The organism is Nesterenkonia marinintestina, assembly GCF_025420485.1.
GTDB classification, from domain to species: domain Bacteria; phylum Actinomycetota; class Actinomycetes; order Actinomycetales; family Micrococcaceae; genus Nesterenkonia; species Nesterenkonia marinintestina.
In genome coordinates this window covers 90,887-104,732 of sequence record NZ_JAOEFD010000005.1, presented here as the reverse complement: position 1 = coordinate 104,732, position 13,846 = coordinate 90,887, and the positions used below count along the sequence as shown (strand labels likewise).

Annotated in this window: 11 protein-coding genes and 2 riboswitches; of the genes, 6 read left to right on the top strand and 5 right to left on the bottom strand. The window is 70.6% G+C overall.

Annotation, left to right across the window (positions count from 1 at the left end; translation table 11 throughout):
• Window positions 1–69: 69 nt before the first annotated feature.
• The 4 genes from N7E59_RS05725 to N7E59_RS05710 all read left to right on the top strand — a co-directional run bounded on the left by N7E59_RS05725 (window position 70) and on the right by N7E59_RS05710 (window position 7,030).
• Window positions 70–1,068, top strand: coding sequence for a DUF368 domain-containing protein (locus N7E59_RS05725; protein ID WP_261623959.1), 999 nt, complete (start codon window positions 70–72; stop codon window positions 1,066–1,068).
• Between the two features lie 96 nt (window positions 1,069–1,164).
• Window positions 1,165–1,268: riboswitch (glycine riboswitch) on the top strand.
• A 1-nt stretch (window position 1,269) separates the two neighbouring features.
• Window positions 1,270–1,368, top strand: a riboswitch (glycine riboswitch).
• Between the two features lie 45 nt (window positions 1,369–1,413).
• On the top strand, window positions 1,414–4,374 hold the full coding sequence (gene gcvP / locus N7E59_RS05720) for an aminomethyl-transferring glycine dehydrogenase (protein WP_261623958.1): 2,961 nt from the start codon (window positions 1,414–1,416) through the stop codon (window positions 4,372–4,374).
• A gap of 96 nt (window positions 4,375–4,470) precedes the next feature.
• Window positions 4,471–5,619, top strand: coding sequence for a glycine cleavage system aminomethyltransferase GcvT (gene gcvT / locus N7E59_RS05715; RefSeq protein ID WP_261623957.1), 1,149 nt, complete (start codon window positions 4,471–4,473; stop codon window positions 5,617–5,619).
• 7 nt (window positions 5,620–5,626) lie between these two features.
• Window positions 5,627–7,030 carry an L-serine ammonia-lyase gene (locus tag N7E59_RS05710; protein ID WP_261623956.1) on the top strand — a complete coding sequence of 468 codons (1,404 nt, stop codon included), beginning with the start codon at window positions 5,627–5,629 and terminating at the stop codon, window positions 7,028–7,030.
• A gap of 92 nt (window positions 7,031–7,122) precedes the next feature.
• Here N7E59_RS05710 and N7E59_RS05705 read toward each other — a convergent pair whose 3' ends face one another.
• The 3 genes from N7E59_RS05705 to N7E59_RS05695 all read right to left on the bottom strand — a co-directional run bounded on the left by N7E59_RS05705 (window position 7,123) and on the right by N7E59_RS05695 (window position 10,736).
• Window positions 7,123–8,328, bottom strand: a complete 1,206-nt coding sequence (locus N7E59_RS05705) for a glycine C-acetyltransferase (RefSeq protein ID WP_261623955.1) — start codon at window positions 8,326–8,328, stop codon at window positions 7,123–7,125.
• Window positions 8,329–8,386: 58 nt separating this feature from the next.
• Window positions 8,387–9,433 carry an L-threonine 3-dehydrogenase gene (tdh, locus tag N7E59_RS05700; RefSeq protein WP_261623954.1) on the bottom strand — a complete coding sequence of 349 codons (1,047 nt, stop codon included), beginning with the start codon at window positions 9,431–9,433 and terminating at the stop codon, window positions 8,387–8,389.
• Between the two features lie 70 nt (window positions 9,434–9,503).
• The gene (locus N7E59_RS05695; RefSeq protein ID WP_261623953.1) at window positions 9,504–10,736 is read right to left on the bottom strand and encodes an acyl-CoA dehydrogenase family protein; all 1,233 of its coding nucleotides are present in this window, start codon (window positions 10,734–10,736) and stop codon (window positions 9,504–9,506) included.
• A 385-nt stretch (window positions 10,737–11,121) separates the two neighbouring features.
• On the opposite strand from N7E59_RS05695, the gene N7E59_RS05690 reads away from it, so the two are divergent.
• Together N7E59_RS05690 and N7E59_RS05685 are read left to right on the top strand one after the other, a co-directional pair.
• Window positions 11,122–11,946: a hypothetical protein gene (locus N7E59_RS05690; RefSeq protein ID WP_261623952.1), complete on the top strand. Its 825-nt coding sequence runs from the start codon at window positions 11,122–11,124 to the stop codon at window positions 11,944–11,946.
• 15 nt (window positions 11,947–11,961) lie between these two features.
• Entirely contained in the window at window positions 11,962–12,186 is a 225-nt protein-coding gene (locus N7E59_RS05685; protein ID WP_261623951.1) for a hypothetical protein, read from the top strand.
• 175 nt (window positions 12,187–12,361) lie between these two features.
• Here the strand turns inward: N7E59_RS05685 and thiD are convergent, their stop codons facing one another.
• Together thiD and N7E59_RS05675 are read right to left on the bottom strand one after the other, a co-directional pair.
• Window positions 12,362–13,189: a bifunctional hydroxymethylpyrimidine kinase/phosphomethylpyrimidine kinase gene (gene thiD, locus N7E59_RS05680; protein ID WP_261623950.1), complete on the bottom strand. Its 828-nt coding sequence runs from the start codon at window positions 13,187–13,189 to the stop codon at window positions 12,362–12,364.
• Between the two features lie 23 nt (window positions 13,190–13,212).
• Window positions 13,213–13,821 carry a hypothetical protein gene (locus N7E59_RS05675; RefSeq protein ID WP_261623949.1) on the bottom strand — a complete coding sequence of 203 codons (609 nt, stop codon included), beginning with the start codon at window positions 13,819–13,821 and terminating at the stop codon, window positions 13,213–13,215.
• Between the last annotated feature and the right edge of the window lie 25 nt (window positions 13,822–13,846).

Genomic DNA, 13,846 nt, shown 5'->3' with positions numbered 1-13,846 from the left:
TCCCGGCGATGTCCCTCCGCCGCGGCAACGGCGGTGTGAGAATTCTAGACCCTGGAGGTCACCCCCGCCATGCCTGACGTCGAAGTCGGCCCCGACGCTCCGCCCGCCCATCGCCGCACGTCAGTCCTGGGCAATGCGCTTCGCGGAGCGCTCATCGGCGTGGTCGAGACGGTGCCCGGAGTCTCCGGCGGGACCGTCGCCCTCGTGGTGGGCATCTACCACCAGATCATCGACTCCGCCTCCCACGTCGTGTCCGCGTTGAAGCGGCTGCTGGCCGGACCGGAGCGTGCGGCCGGTCTCCGCGAGGAGCTGGCCCAGGTGCACTGGAAGGTCGTCGTCCCGGTGGCGATCGGAATGGTCCTTGCGGTGTTCACCGCCGCCGGACCCGTCGCCGACGCGTTCGAGGCCCACCCGACGGTGATGCGCGGACTCTTCTTCGGCATGGTGCTCGCCTCGGTCGCCGTGCCGGTGCGGATGGTTCTGCACGACCTGCGCAGCCGCCGCTCACTGGCTCGAGCGGGAGGTCGAGACGCCTCTCACCTGCGGCTGCGACCCCAACACCTGATCGCCGGAGTCCTCGCCGCCGCCGCGACCTTCCTCCTGGTGTCGCTGCCCCCGGCCGACGTGGAGGCTCACCCGGCGGTGCTGATCCCCGCCGCCGCGGTCGCCGTCTCCGCCCTCGTGCTGCCCGGGCTCTCCGGCTCCTTCCTGCTGCTCACCTTCGGCCTCTACGAGCCCACGCTGCGCGCAGTGGACCAGCGTGACCTGGCCTACCTGGCGATCTTCTCCCTGGGCATGGTCCTGGGACTGGTGGTCGTGGTGAAGGTGCTGAAGTGGCTGTTGGAGCACCGGCACACCATCACCATGGTGGTGCTCACCGGTGTGATGATCGGGGGACTGCGATCCCTGTGGCCCTGGCAGGACGAGCAGCGCCGGATCTTCGCCCCGGAGGGTGACGTCGGCCTCGTCTTCGGGCTCATGGCCGTCGGTCTGATCGTCGTCGCGGCCCTGGTCTGGCTGGATTCGCGCATGGTGGCCGCCCAGCAGCGTCGGCCGCAGACCCGCTGAGGTTGTCGGACCCGTCCCTTCCGGCCATGCGGTCGACCCCGTGGCCCCGACCACACCCGTGTGGCAGAATGGCCACCAACTGAATACGTCTGCCATGTCCCCTGCGTGGGAGAGCCCGGCCGCCGAACCCGGCGGGTCGGCGCCGAAGGAGCAATACTCCTCCCCAGGAACCTCTCAGGCACCCGTACCGTGCAGGGGTGGCGACTCTGGAAAGCGGTCCGCCGCGCGCGGACCCACCGACGGTGCAAGCCCCCCGACGACGGAGGGTCAATCTCTCAGGTCCACCACAGAGCGGGGAGGATGCACACCCCCGGCATCCGCCATGCGCCCCAGGAGGCACCTGACATGACCGACACCATCGACGCCCGCACCGAGGACCGTCGCACCGCGTCCGAGGATCCCGCGCACTCCGACCACTCCGTGCCCGAGGGCTTCGCCGCCCGGCACATCGGGATCGGCTCCGAGGGTGCCGAGCAGATGCTGAAGACCCTGGGCTACGACTCGCTCGCCGCGCTCGTCGACGACGCCGTCCCGGCCTCCATCCGCCAGCAGAGCGCCCTCGACCTGCCCGACGCGCTCTCCGAGGCCGAGACCCTCGAGACGCTGCGCGGCTTCGCCTCCCGCAACCGGGTGATGACCCAGATGATCGGACAGGGCTTCTACGGCACCCACACTCCGCAGGTGATCCTGCGCAACGTGCTGGAGAACCCCGCCTGGTACACCGCCTACACCCCCTACCAGCCGGAGATCTCCCAGGGCCGGCTGGAGGCGCTGCTGAACTTCCAGACCATGGTCGCCGACCTCACCGGGCTCGACATCGCCAACGCCTCCCTGCTGGACGAGTCCTCAGCCGTGGCCGAGGCCATCCTGCTGATGCGCCGGGCCAACAAGAAGAAGGCCGCCGGACGCATCGTCGTCGACGCCGACACCTTCCCGCAGACCCTCGACGTCGTCCGGGGCCGTGTGGAGCCGCTGGGCCTGGAGATCGACGTCGTCGACCTCGCCGCCGACGGGCTGCCCGAGGGCGACATCTGCGGCCTGGTGCTGCAGCAGCCCGGGAACTCCGGCGCGCTGACCGACCACTCCGCCCTGATCGCCGAGGCCAAGGAGCGCGGCGCCATGGTCACGGTCGCCGCCGACCTGCTCGCACTCACCCTCATCACCCCTCCCGGTGAGCAGGGCGCCGACATCGCCGTGGGAAGCTCCCAGCGCTTCGGCGTCCCGCTGTTCTTCGGCGGCCCCCACGCCGCCTACATGGCCGTGCGCTCCGGGATGCAGCGCCAGCTGCCCGGACGTCTCGTCGGCGTCTCCGTCGACGCCGAGGGCCGCCCCGGTTACCGGCTGTCCCTGCAGACCCGCGAACAGCACATCCGCCGCGAGAAGGCCACCTCCAACATCTGCACCGCCCAGGCGCTGCTGGCGGTCGCCGCGTCCATGTACGGGGTCTACCACGGACCCGAAGGGCTGACCCGGATCGCCCGGACCGTCCACGCCGGCGCCCGCGCCCTGGGCGAGGCCCTGCGCGGCTCCGGGCTGGAGACCGTGGCCTCGGAGTACTTCGACACCGTGCAGGTGCGACTGGACTCCGAGCAGGCCGCCGCCGAGGTGGTCGCCGCCGCCGCCGAGAAGGGCATCAACCTGCGCCGGACGGACGCGACCACGGTCGGAGCTTCCGTGGACGAGACCACCACCGCGGAGACCCTGAACCTGGTGCTCGGCGCATTCGGCGTCGAGTCCGAGCTGAGCGTCGACGCCGAGGCCGACGGGACCTCCGGGATCCCCGAGGCGCTGCACCGCACCAGCGAGTTCATGACCCACCCGAACTTCCGCGAGATCCGTTCCGAGACCCAGATGATGCGCTACCTGCGCCGCCTGGCCGACCGCGACCTCGCGCTCGACCGGACCATGATCCCGCTGGGCTCCTGCACCATGAAGCTCAACGCGGCCACCGAGATGGAGGCCATCTCCTGGCCCGAGTTCGCCTCGATCCACCCCTACGCCCCGGAGGACCAGACCGCCGGCTGGCGGGCCCTGATCGCCGACCTCGAGGACCGGCTGACCACCGTCACCGGCTACTCGCAGGTCTCCATCCAGCCCAACGCCGGCTCGCAGGGCGAGTACGCCGGGCTGCTGGCCATCCGCGACTACCACCGCTCCAACGGTGAGTCCGACCGCGACATCTGCCTGATCCCCGCCTCCGCGCACGGCACCAACGCCGCCTCCGCCGTCCTGGCCGGGCTGCAGGTGGCCGTGGTCGCCACCGCCGAGGACGGCACCATCGACGAGGGCGACCTCGACGCCAAGATCGAGCAGTTCCCCGACCGGGTCGCCGCGATCATGCTCACCTACCCCTCCACCCATGGGGTGTACGAGGAGAATGTGCGCCAGGTGTGCGGCAAGGTCCACGACGCCGGCGGCCAGGTCTACGTCGACGGGGCGAACCTCAACGCCCTGGTCGGCCTCGCCCAGCCCGGTGAGTTCGGCGGCGACGTCTCCCACCTGAACCTGCACAAGACGTTCTGCATCCCCCACGGCGGCGGCGGACCCGGGGTGGGCCCGGTCGCCGTCGGCGAGCACCTGCGGCCGTTCCTGCCCACCACCTCGGTGGGGCTGTGGGCGCACGACGCGGAGGCCGACGAAGCCTCCGACGCCGTCGCCGACGGCGCCCCGGTCACCGCCACCCCCTACGGCTCGGCCGGCGTCCTGCCGATCTCCTGGGCCTACCTGGCGATGATGGGCGGGGACGGACTCACCTCCGCCACCGCGCACGCCCTGCTGAGCGCGAACTACATCTCGCGTCGGCTGGCCGACCACTACCCGACCCTGTACACCGGGGACACCGGACTGGTGGCGCACGAGTGCATCATCGACCTCCGCGAGCTGAACAAGGCCTCCGGAGTCACCGCCGAGGACGTCTGCAAGCGCCTCATCGACTACGGCTTCCACGCGCCCACGCTGGCGTTCCCCGTGGCCGGGACGCTGATGGTCGAGCCCACCGAGTCCGAGGACATCGACGAGATCGAGCGGTTCGTCGAGGCCATGGTCGGCATCCGGGCGGAGATCCAGGAGATCATCGACGAGAAGATCGCCCTGGAGGACTCCGCGCTGCGGATGGCCCCGCACCCGGCCGCCGTCGTCGGCGCCGACACCTGGGAGCGGTCCTACACCCGCGAGCAGGGTGCGTTCCCGGTGCCGCGGCTGCGCCAGGACAAGTACTTCCCGCCGGTCTCGAGGATCGACGGGGCGCACGGGGACCGGAACCTCGTGTGCTCCTGCCCGCCGCCCGAGGCCTTCGAGATCGACTGAGACTTCGAGATCGACTGAGCCTCCGGCATCGACCGAGCCTCCGACGCCCGCCCTCGGACGGCTCCCCACACCATCGACGACGATCGGACCCCACACATGAGCACTGAGCAGACCACCACCGCCGACGGCGGACCGAAGCACACCGCCCTCTACGCCGAGCACGAGGCGCTGGGCGCCTCCTTCACCGACTTCGGCGGCTGGGCCATGCCCCTGAAGTACACCTCGGAGCTCGACGAGCACCGAGCCGTCCGAGAGTCCGCCGGGCTCTTCGACCTGTCCCACATGGGAGAGGTGCGCGTGGTCGGCCCCGACGCCGCGGTGTTCCTGAACACCGCGCTGGTCGGCAACCTTGCGAAGGTGGCCGTGGGCAGGGCCAAGTACTCGATGATGTGCACCGAGACCGGCGGCATCGTCGACGACCTCATCAGCTACCGCATCGAGGAGAACGAATTCCTGGTGGTGCCCAACGCGGGCAACCGGGAGCGTGTGGTGGCCGAGTTCGAGGCGCGGGCTGAGGGCTTCGACGTCGAGATCTGGGACGAGACCGAGGGCGTCGCCCTCGTCGCGGTGCAGGGACCGAACTCCCAGGCGATCATCTCCTCGCTCGTCCGCCAGGACGAGGTCACCATCGTGGAGAACACGCCCTACTATGCGGCCGACACCGTGACCATCGGCGGCGACCAGGTCCTGCTGGCCCGCACCGGCTACACCGGGGAGGACGGCTTCGAGCTCTACATCCCCGAGGACCGCGCCGGCGCCCTATGGCGCGCCCTGGTGGCCGGCGGGGCCGACCACGGCCTGACCCCCTGCGGGCTGGCCTGCCGGGACTCGCTGCGCCTGGAGGCGGGCATGCCGCTCTACGGCAACGAGCTCACCGAGCAGACCACCCCGTTCGAGGCCGCCATCCCGCTGGTCGCACTCTCCAAGGAGGAGGACTTCGTGGGCCGGGCCGCCCTGGAGCAGGCCAAGGCCGACGGGCTGGGGAAGACCTCGGGACGTCGGCTGGTGGGCCTGAAGGGCCTGGGCCGGCGTGCGGGGCGCGCCGGGTACCCGGTGATGCTCGACGGCGCCGAGGTCGGCGTGGTCACCTCCGGGCAGCCGAGCCCGACGCTGGGCCACCCCATCGCGATGGCCTACGTCGACGTCGCCCACACCGAGCCGGGCACCGCACTGGACATCGATCTGCGGGGCAAGCCGCAGCCCTTCGAGGTCGTGGCGCTGCCGTTCTACCGCCGGGAGAAGTGAGCCGACCATGGCGATCAGCATCTTCGACCTCTTCAGCGTCGGCATCGGCCCCTCGTCCTCCCACACCGTCGGACCCATGCGGGCCGCGGTGCGGTTCGTGGACGAGGAGCTCGGCGACGTCGAGTTCGACGGTCTGCGGGTGGACCTCTACGGCTCGCTCTCGGCCACCGGGCAGGGACACGGCACCTTCGAGGCCGTGCTGCTCGGACTGGAGGGCTGGGACCCGGAGACGGTGAAGCCCGAGGACGTCGACGGACGCACCGAGGCCATGCGGGAGACGGGCATCGTGCAGGTCGGCGCCCAGCTGGGCCGCCGCACCGACGTGGAGCTGCGCGTCGGGGACTTCGTGCAGCGACCCCTGACGTTCCTGCCCCAGCACTCCAACGGGATGACCCTGACCGCGATGCGCGGCCGGGAGGAGGTCGCCTCCCAGACGTACTTCTCGGTGGGGGGCGGCTTCGTCGTCACGGAGAAGGAGGCCGAGGCCGAATCTCTGGGTGCGGTCGTGGAGACCACCGCGGACGCGGTGCCCTACCCCTTCACCACCTCCGAGGAGCTGTTCAAGCACTGTCAGCGCACCGGCCTGCCGGTCTCGGAGATCATGCTCGCCAACGAGCTGACCAATCGGACCGAGGAGCAGGTCCGTGCCGGGGTGCAGCACATCTGGGACGTCATGGAGGAGTGCAAGGACTCCGCGCTCCGGCGCACCGGTCAGCTTCCCGGGGGACTCAAGGTCAACCGACGCGCTCCGGGGTGGCACGAGCGGCTCTGGGAGCAGGATCCGGACCGCAGCCACGCCTACTGGCAGGAGTGGGTGAACCTGGTGGCCCTGGCGGTCAACGAGGAGAACGCCTCCGGCGGCCGTGTGGTGACCGCCCCCACCAACGGGGCCGCGGGCATCATCCCCGCAGTCGGGTTCTACGCCACCCACTACGGACCCGGGGCCACGTTCACCAGCCCGGAGGACAAGGAGAGCAACGTCTTCCGCTACCTGATGACCGCCGCGGCGATCGGGGTGCTCTACAAGGAGCAGGCCTCGATCTCCGGTGCGGAGGTCGGCTGCCAGGGAGAGGTCGGCTCGGCGGCGTCGATGGCCGCCGGCGGTCTGTGCGAGGTGCTCGGGGGGACTCCGCAGCAGGTGGAGAACGCCGCCGAGATCGCCATGGAGCACAACCTGGGTCTGACCTGCGACCCCATCGCCGGGCTGGTGCAGGTGCCCTGCATCGAGCGCAACGCAATCGGCGCGACCAAGGCGGTCAACGCCGCACGCATGGCGCTGATGGGCGACGGGGAGCACCGGGTCTCGCTGGACGAGGTCATCGTCACCATGCGCGAGACCGGCAGGGACATGTCCTCGAAGTACAAGGAGACCGCCCAGGGCGGACTCGCTGTGAACGTCGTGGAGTGCTGAGCGCCCCTCCCACGTGATCGAGTCCCCGATTCCTGCGGCGTGTTCGGCCGTCTCCGGCCCGACACGCCGCAGGAATCGGGGACTCGATGCGTTCAGGAGCCGGCGACGGCGTCGCGGGCGGCGACGAACGCGTCCACGCAGCGCTCGATGTCGTCCTCGGTGTGCACCGCCGACATCTGCAGGCGGATGCGCGCCTGGTCCTTCGGCACCACCGGATAGCTGAACGCGGTCACGTAGATGCCGTGGTCGAGCATGTGGGCCGCGACCTGCGCGGTCACCGCCGCGTCGCCGAACATCACCGGGATGATCGGGTGCTCGCCGTCGAGCAGCTCGAAGCCCTCCTCGGTGAGCCGGCGGCGCAGCAGCTCGGAGTTGGCGAACAGCCGCTCACGCAGCTCGGCCGACTCGGCCAGCAGGTCCAGCGCGGTCAGCGTGGCGGCGACGATGGGCGGGGCCACCGAGTTCGAGAACAGGTACGGCCGGGCCCTCTGGCGCAGCAGGTCGATGATCTCCGTCCGACCGGAGACGTAGCCGCCCGATGCGCCGCCCAGCGCCTTGCCGAACGTCCCGGTGTAGATGTCCACACGGTCCGAGACCCCGAAGTGCTCGGGCACTCCGGCCCCGGTCTCGCCCATGAAGCCGACGGCGTGGGAGTCGTCCACCATCACCAGGGCGCCGAACTCCTCGGCCAGGTCGCAGATCTGCGGCAGCGGCGCCAGGTAGCCGTCCATGGAGAACACCCCGTCGGTGACGATGAGGGTCCGCCGCGCCCCGGCGCCGTCGTTCATCTGCGCGGTCTCCTCGAGCTTGGCGCGCAGATCGGCCATGTCCCGGTTGGCGTAGCGGAACCGTCCGGCCTTGCACAGCCGGATCCCGTCGATGATGGAGGCGTGGTTCAGTGCGTCGGAGATCACCGCGTCCTCGGGGCCCAGCAGGGTCTCGAAGGTGCCGCCGTTGGCGTCGAAGCAGGAGGGGAACAGGATCGTGGCGTCGGTGCCGAGGAGGCCGCTGACCCGTCGCTCCAGCTCCAGGTGCATGTCCTGGGTGCCGCAGATGAACCGCACAGAGGACATGCCGAATCCGCGGTCGTCCAGCGCGCCCTTGGCGGCCTCGATCAGGCGCGGGTCGTCGGAGAGGCCCAGATAGTTGTTCGCGCAGAAGTTCACGACCTCCTGGGCGGCGTCGGCGGTGGTGACCCGCGCGGACTGCGGAGAGGTCAGGGGGCGCTCACGCTTGAGGAGGCCGGCGGACTCGATGCCGTCGAGCTCCTCGATCAGCTGCTCGCGGATGGTGTACATGGGTGCGGCTCCGTCCTGTGTCGGCGGGCGGTGGTCATGGGTCTCGGGAGCGCGGGGCTCAGAAGGTGGTCCAGTCGATGACGACCTTGCCCGCCGAGCGGGAGGCCGCCGTCGCGAAGGCCTCCTCCCACTGCTGCGCGGGGAAGGTGTGGGTGACGATGCCGCTGATCTGCTCACGGAACCGGGCGTCGGTCTGGAGCATCGCGCTCATCGCGTACCAGGTCTCGTACATCTCACGGCCGTAGATGCCCTTCAGCGTGAGCATGCGCGTCACCACGTGCCCCCAGGAGAACTCGGCCGCGGTGCTCGGCAGGCCCAGCAGGGCGACGGCCCCGCCGTGGTTCATATTGTCGACCATCTCCGACAGCGCCGCCGGGTGGCCGCTCATCTCCATGCCGATGTCGAAGCCCTCGTCCATGCCCAGCTCCGCCTGGGCGTCGGCGATGCGGGTGCTGGAGACGTCGACGAGCAGGTCGATCTCCAGGCCCTCGGCCAGCTTCAGCCGCTCCGGGACGACGTCGGTGACCACGATCTTCCGGGCCCCGGCGTGACGGGCGACGGCGGCGGCCATCAGGCCGATGGGTCCGGCGCCGGTGATCAGGACGTCCTCACCGACCAGCGGGAACGACAGCGCGGTGTGCACCGCGTTGCCGAAGGGGTCGAAGAGGGCCCCGAGCTGCGGGGTGATCCGGTCGTCGCGGTGGACCCAGACGTTCGTCTCGGGGATGACCACGTACTCGGCGAACGCGCCGTCGCGCTGGACTCCGACCGAGCGGGTGCGGATGCACATCTGACGTCGGCCGGCCCGGCAGTTGCGGCACATCCCGCAGATGATGTGGCCTTCGCCGGAGACCCGGTCGCCGACCTCGACGTGGAGGGCGAGCTCGCCGACCTCCACGACCTCGCCGTAGAACTCGTGCCCGGGGATCAGCGGCGTCTCCACCATGTCCTGGGCGCTGGTGTCGAAGTCGAGGATGTGCAGGTCGGTGCCGCAGATGCCGGTGGTCATCACACGGATCAGCACGTCGTGCGGGCCGCACTCGGGCATCGGAGCGTCGATCAGCTCCAGCCCGGGGTGGGGGCCGGACTTGTACAGGGCTTTCATGGGGTGGGATGTCCTCTCCGTCGGCCGACAGTCTAGGTGATCGGACTCACGGACCCCAGCGGCGGCAGGCTCAGGCGAAGGCGGAGAACCCGGTCAGGTCCCGCCCCACGATGAGGCTCTGCACCGACTCGGTGCCCTCATAGGTGTGGATCGCCTCGATGTCGGCCATGTGACGGATGACCTTATTCTGCAGCAGGATGCCGTTGCCCCCGAGCATGTCACGACCGACCTGAGCGATCGCCCTGGCCTTCCGGGTGTTGTGGTACTTGGTGAGGGAGGCCTGCGGTCCGGAGAGGCGGCCGGCGGTGTCGAGCTCGGTCGCGCGGCGGGCGTGCAGCTGCATGGAGGTCAGCTCGGACACCATCCACGTCAGCCGCTCCTGGACCTGTTGGAACTGTCCCAGCCGCTTGGAGAACTGCTCGCGCCGGCGTGCGTAGTTCAGGGCGGTCTCGGTGATCGCGGCGGCGTGGCCGACGGCGGACCATGCCACGCCGAGGCGGGTGGCGAAGAGGACCTCGGAGGCGGAGGCGAAGGAGGTCGAGCCCGGCAGCACGGCGGCGGCGGGGACCTCGACGTCGTCGTAGGAGATCAGCGCCTGGTCGATGGCGCGCAGCGAGGCCTTGCCGCGGATGGCCTCGGCGGAGTAGCCCGGGGTGGACTGGTCGATCATGAAGCAGCGGACCTTGCCGTCGAACTCGCCGCCGGAGATCCGGGCCCAGGTGAACGTCAGCCCGCCGGAGGCGCCGTTGCCGATCCACTTCTTCGCACCGTTGATCACGTAGCGGCCGTCGTCCTCGGTGCCGATCAAGGTGGCCGTGGTCTCCAGGGAGACGGAGTCGGAGCCGTGGGTGGGCTCGGTCAGGGCGAAGGCGCCGAAGGTGCGGCCGGTGGCCAGGTCGGCCAGGTGCTCGGCCTTCTGCTCCTCGGAGCCGAAGAGGGCGAGGGTGCGCAGGGCGAGTCCGCCCTGGACGCCGAGCATGGTGCCCACGGAGCCGTCGAGCCGGGAGAGTTCCATGTTCACCATGGCCGCTGCGAGCGGAGAGAGGGTCGTCAGGGACTCGTCGAGGCCGTCGACGTCGACGCCGTCGGTCAGCAGTCCGCGGCGCCCCAGCTCGCCGATCAGGTCGGTGGGGTATTCGCCGCGCTCCCAGTGTCCTGCCATGCGCTCATCGAGGCCCGAGGTGAACTCACGGGTCCTCCGGCGCCATTCGAGGGCGTCCTCGGGCAGGTCGGCCAGGACGTCGTAGTAGTCCAGGTCCAGGGGGGCGGTGATGTCGTAGACGGGATCGATGTCCTCGAGCATGGGTCCTCCTGAGGCGGGGCGTGCAGGCCGTGATGCCAGTCATATTACTCGCCGGTCACCTCTGAGGGGAATCGTGACGAGGATCCGGCTGGTCCGTTCCGGACCCCGAGGTGCGCGGATCATCGCCCCACCCGTGCGTCTACCCCGAACGCCCACCCCACCTCATGCGTCTACCTCGAATGCACACGTCCCCCGAAGAGGCACGGGGGACGTGTGCAAACGGGGTAGACGCGAGGGTGTGGGTGGGGTGCTGGGGCGGGGTCAGTGGGCGACGACGTCGGGCGTCCCTCCACAGCCCTCCGGCGCCGGATGAGAGCGGCACATCCTCTCCACAGGTCCGGGAGGATCGCTGACCGGCCGCCGTCGTCGGGCGCACGGTGGACGGATGACGAGCTTCGAGACGTGCCCCCGATCCCACACGGACAGCCGACTGATCCTCTACTCGGACGGTGTGCCGAGCAGCACGGTGTTCTCCCGTGCGGTGCGTCGTGGAGACCTCCTCCGAGTTCGGACCGGCGTCTACGTCGAGAGCGGGGTGTGGGGCCGGCTTCCGCCGTGGGAGCGCTACCGGCTCGCGGTCCTCGCCGACGCCGCCTCGGACGACGACGCCGTGATGTGCCGGGAGGCGGCCCTCCTGGTGCGGGATCTGCCGCTGATCAGCGTGCCGCCGTTCGTGTGCACTCGGGCGCGTCGGAGGAAGGAGGTCGGACGGCAGCGTGCGACCACCGTCACCGCCGGCGTGCCGAGGACCCGCCGCATCGAGGCGGCGCTGCGGCGGGGGATCACCCGAGAAGAGCTGCGGACGGCTCTGCACTCCGGCGGAGCGGCGCTGCCGGCCGAAGCGGTGCACCTCACGTGCGCGGACGGAGGGCAGGCGAGGACCTGGGCCGACCCCCTGATGCTGAACCTCATCGACACGGTGCCGAGGATGTCGCGCGACGCCGGCGTCGTCGTGCTGGATGCGGCCATGCGCCGATGGCGGCAGGAGGGACAGGTCATCGATCAGGGACTGTGGGCCGAGTGGGCGGACCACCTGCGACCGCGTCGACACGAGGCGCTGTGGCGGGACCGGTGGCGCCTGGCGGACCCGGGGGCCGACTCACCGGGGGAGTCGATCTCCCGCATGCGTCTGAGGGCATGGGGATTCCCGGAACCCACGCTGCAGAAGCGCTTCGTGGTCGACGGGCGGGAGATCTATGTGGACTTCTAGTGGGCGGAGTTCGGTGTGATCGGAGAGTTCGACGGGCGCGCCAAGTATCGTTCCGAGGAGATGCGCGGCGGACTCGACGCCGTCGGCGTCGTCGTCGAGGAGAAGGAGCGGGAGGACCTGCTGCGGAGCACCGGCGCGCGAGTCGGCCGGTGGGGGTGGCACGATCTGGGGCGCTTCGACGGAGTTGCGGCTCGCCTGACGAGGCTGGGTCTGCCGCGGCTCGGCAGCCACGGAGGATGAGTGCGCGGCTCAGAGGCTCCCGACGGGGCTCTCCCAGCTCACACGTCTCCCCCGAATGCACAGGTCCCCCGTTCGTTCACGGGGGACCTGTGCATTCGGGGGAGATGCACGGGGTGTGGTGTGCATTCGGGGGAGACGCGGGGCAGGGGGTCGGGCGCGGCGTCCCCGGAGGGTCTCAGCTGCGGCGCAGGCCTCCCTGCCACAGGGCGTCGAACGGGGTCGCACCCTCCACCCGCTGCCGGATGCCCTCGGTCACGAACTCCTTCGCCCGGCGGGCCGCCTCCAGGGCGGTCGCACCCTTGGCGAGCTCTGACGTCACCGCGGCGGCCAGCGAGCAGCCGGCGCCGGAGACGGCGTGCTCCCCGATCTTCGGGGCGGAGAGGATCTCGGTGGTCTCCGCATCGACGAACACGTCCACAGCCTCGGACCCTGCCAGGCGCACTCCGCCCTTGGCCAGCACGGCCGCTCCCGAGTGCCGGTGGATCTCCTGGGCCGCGGCGGTCAGGTCCTCGACCGACTCCACCGTCATGCCGGAGAGCTGCTCGGTCTCGAAGTGGTTCGGCGTCACGAAGGTCGCCAGGGGCAGCAGCTCGGCCTTCAGGGCGTTGTCGGTGTTCAGCGCGTGGCCGGGCTCCTGACCCTTGCAGATGAGCACCGGGTCCAGGACCACCTGCCGGGTCCGGCGGGCCTTCAGCGCCGAGGCGACGGTCTCGATGGTCTCGGGGGAGCCCATCATGCCCAGCTTCAGGGTGTCGAGCTGCTCCGGGGCGTAGTCGCCGAAGATCGCTTCGATCTGGTCGGCGATGACCTGCTGCTCCACCGGTACGAAGCGGTGACCCCAGTCGTCCTTGGGGTCGAAGGAGACGATGCACGTCAGGGCGACCATCCCGAAGGTGCCCAGCTCCTGGAAGGTCTTCAGGTCGGCCTGGGCACCGGCGCCTCCGGTGGCCTCGGAGCCGGCGATGGTCAGCGTCATCGCGGGACGGGCGGCTGTCTCAGTCATGGGGGAGTCCTTCCGGTGGAGGGTCAGCGGGCCGCGTCGGCGGCCCGGGAGTCGTCGAAGTTGCCGGTCGGGGCGTCCTCGGGCTGCACATCATCGTGCTGCAGTTCATCGGGCTGCAGGTCATCGGGGTGCGCGTCGGGCGCCCGGGTCGACGCCTCGGCCTCCGCGCAGGGATCCTCCACGCGGACCAGCGGCTGGGCGATCCAGCGGCCCACACCCAGCAGCACGCCCGCGGGGAAGCCGATCATCGGGATGAGCATGGGCATCAGCCCGCCGGTGCCGGCCAGCAGCACCACCGGACCGTAGAGCAGCCCGACGAGCACGTAACCCAGCACGTGGACCACCGGGGAGAGGTGGTGGCGGTAGAGCCGGGTGACCAGCAGCGTGCCGGGGATCCCGATGACGACGGCGGCGCCGCCGATCAGCGGGATCAGGGGTGTGAGGAAGCCGTCGTCGTCGAGGCCGGGGACGAAGCTCAGCCCCAGCAGCACCGCACCGGTGAGCGCAGTCGGGACCAGCCAGGACACCGCCCACGCGGTCAGACCCATCCTCAGGCGTGGCCGCGGCCGGTCCGGCGACGCGGTGCGGCGCCTCCGGCGGCGCACCGACTTCTCGGGGGCGGGTGTGGTCATCGAGACCTCTCACGAGATGCTTGGC

Coding starts and splice junctions, on each gene's coding strand:
- N7E59_RS05725 (WP_261623959.1), top strand. CDS start 70: ATGCCTGACGTCGAAGTCGGCCCCGACGCTCCGCCCGCCCATCGCCGC.
- gcvP (WP_261623958.1), top strand. CDS start 1,414: ATGACCGACACCATCGACGCCCGCACCGAGGACCGTCGCACCGCGTCC.
- gcvT (WP_261623957.1), top strand. CDS start 4,471: ATGAGCACTGAGCAGACCACCACCGCCGACGGCGGACCGAAGCACACC.
- N7E59_RS05710 (WP_261623956.1), top strand. CDS start 5,627: ATGGCGATCAGCATCTTCGACCTCTTCAGCGTCGGCATCGGCCCCTCG.
- N7E59_RS05705 (WP_261623955.1), bottom strand. CDS start 8,328: ATGTACACCATCCGCGAGCAGCTGATCGAGGAGCTCGACGGCATCGAG.
- tdh (WP_261623954.1), bottom strand. CDS start 9,433: ATGAAAGCCCTGTACAAGTCCGGCCCCCACCCCGGGCTGGAGCTGATC.
- N7E59_RS05695 (WP_261623953.1), bottom strand. CDS start 10,736: ATGCTCGAGGACATCGATCCCGTCTACGACATCACCGCCCCCCTGGAC.
- N7E59_RS05690 (WP_261623952.1), top strand. CDS start 11,122: ATGACGAGCTTCGAGACGTGCCCCCGATCCCACACGGACAGCCGACTG.
- thiD (WP_261623950.1), bottom strand. CDS start 13,189: ATGACTGAGACAGCCGCCCGTCCCGCGATGACGCTGACCATCGCCGGC.
- N7E59_RS05675 (WP_261623949.1), bottom strand. CDS start 13,821: ATGACCACACCCGCCCCCGAGAAGTCGGTGCGCCGCCGGAGGCGCCGC.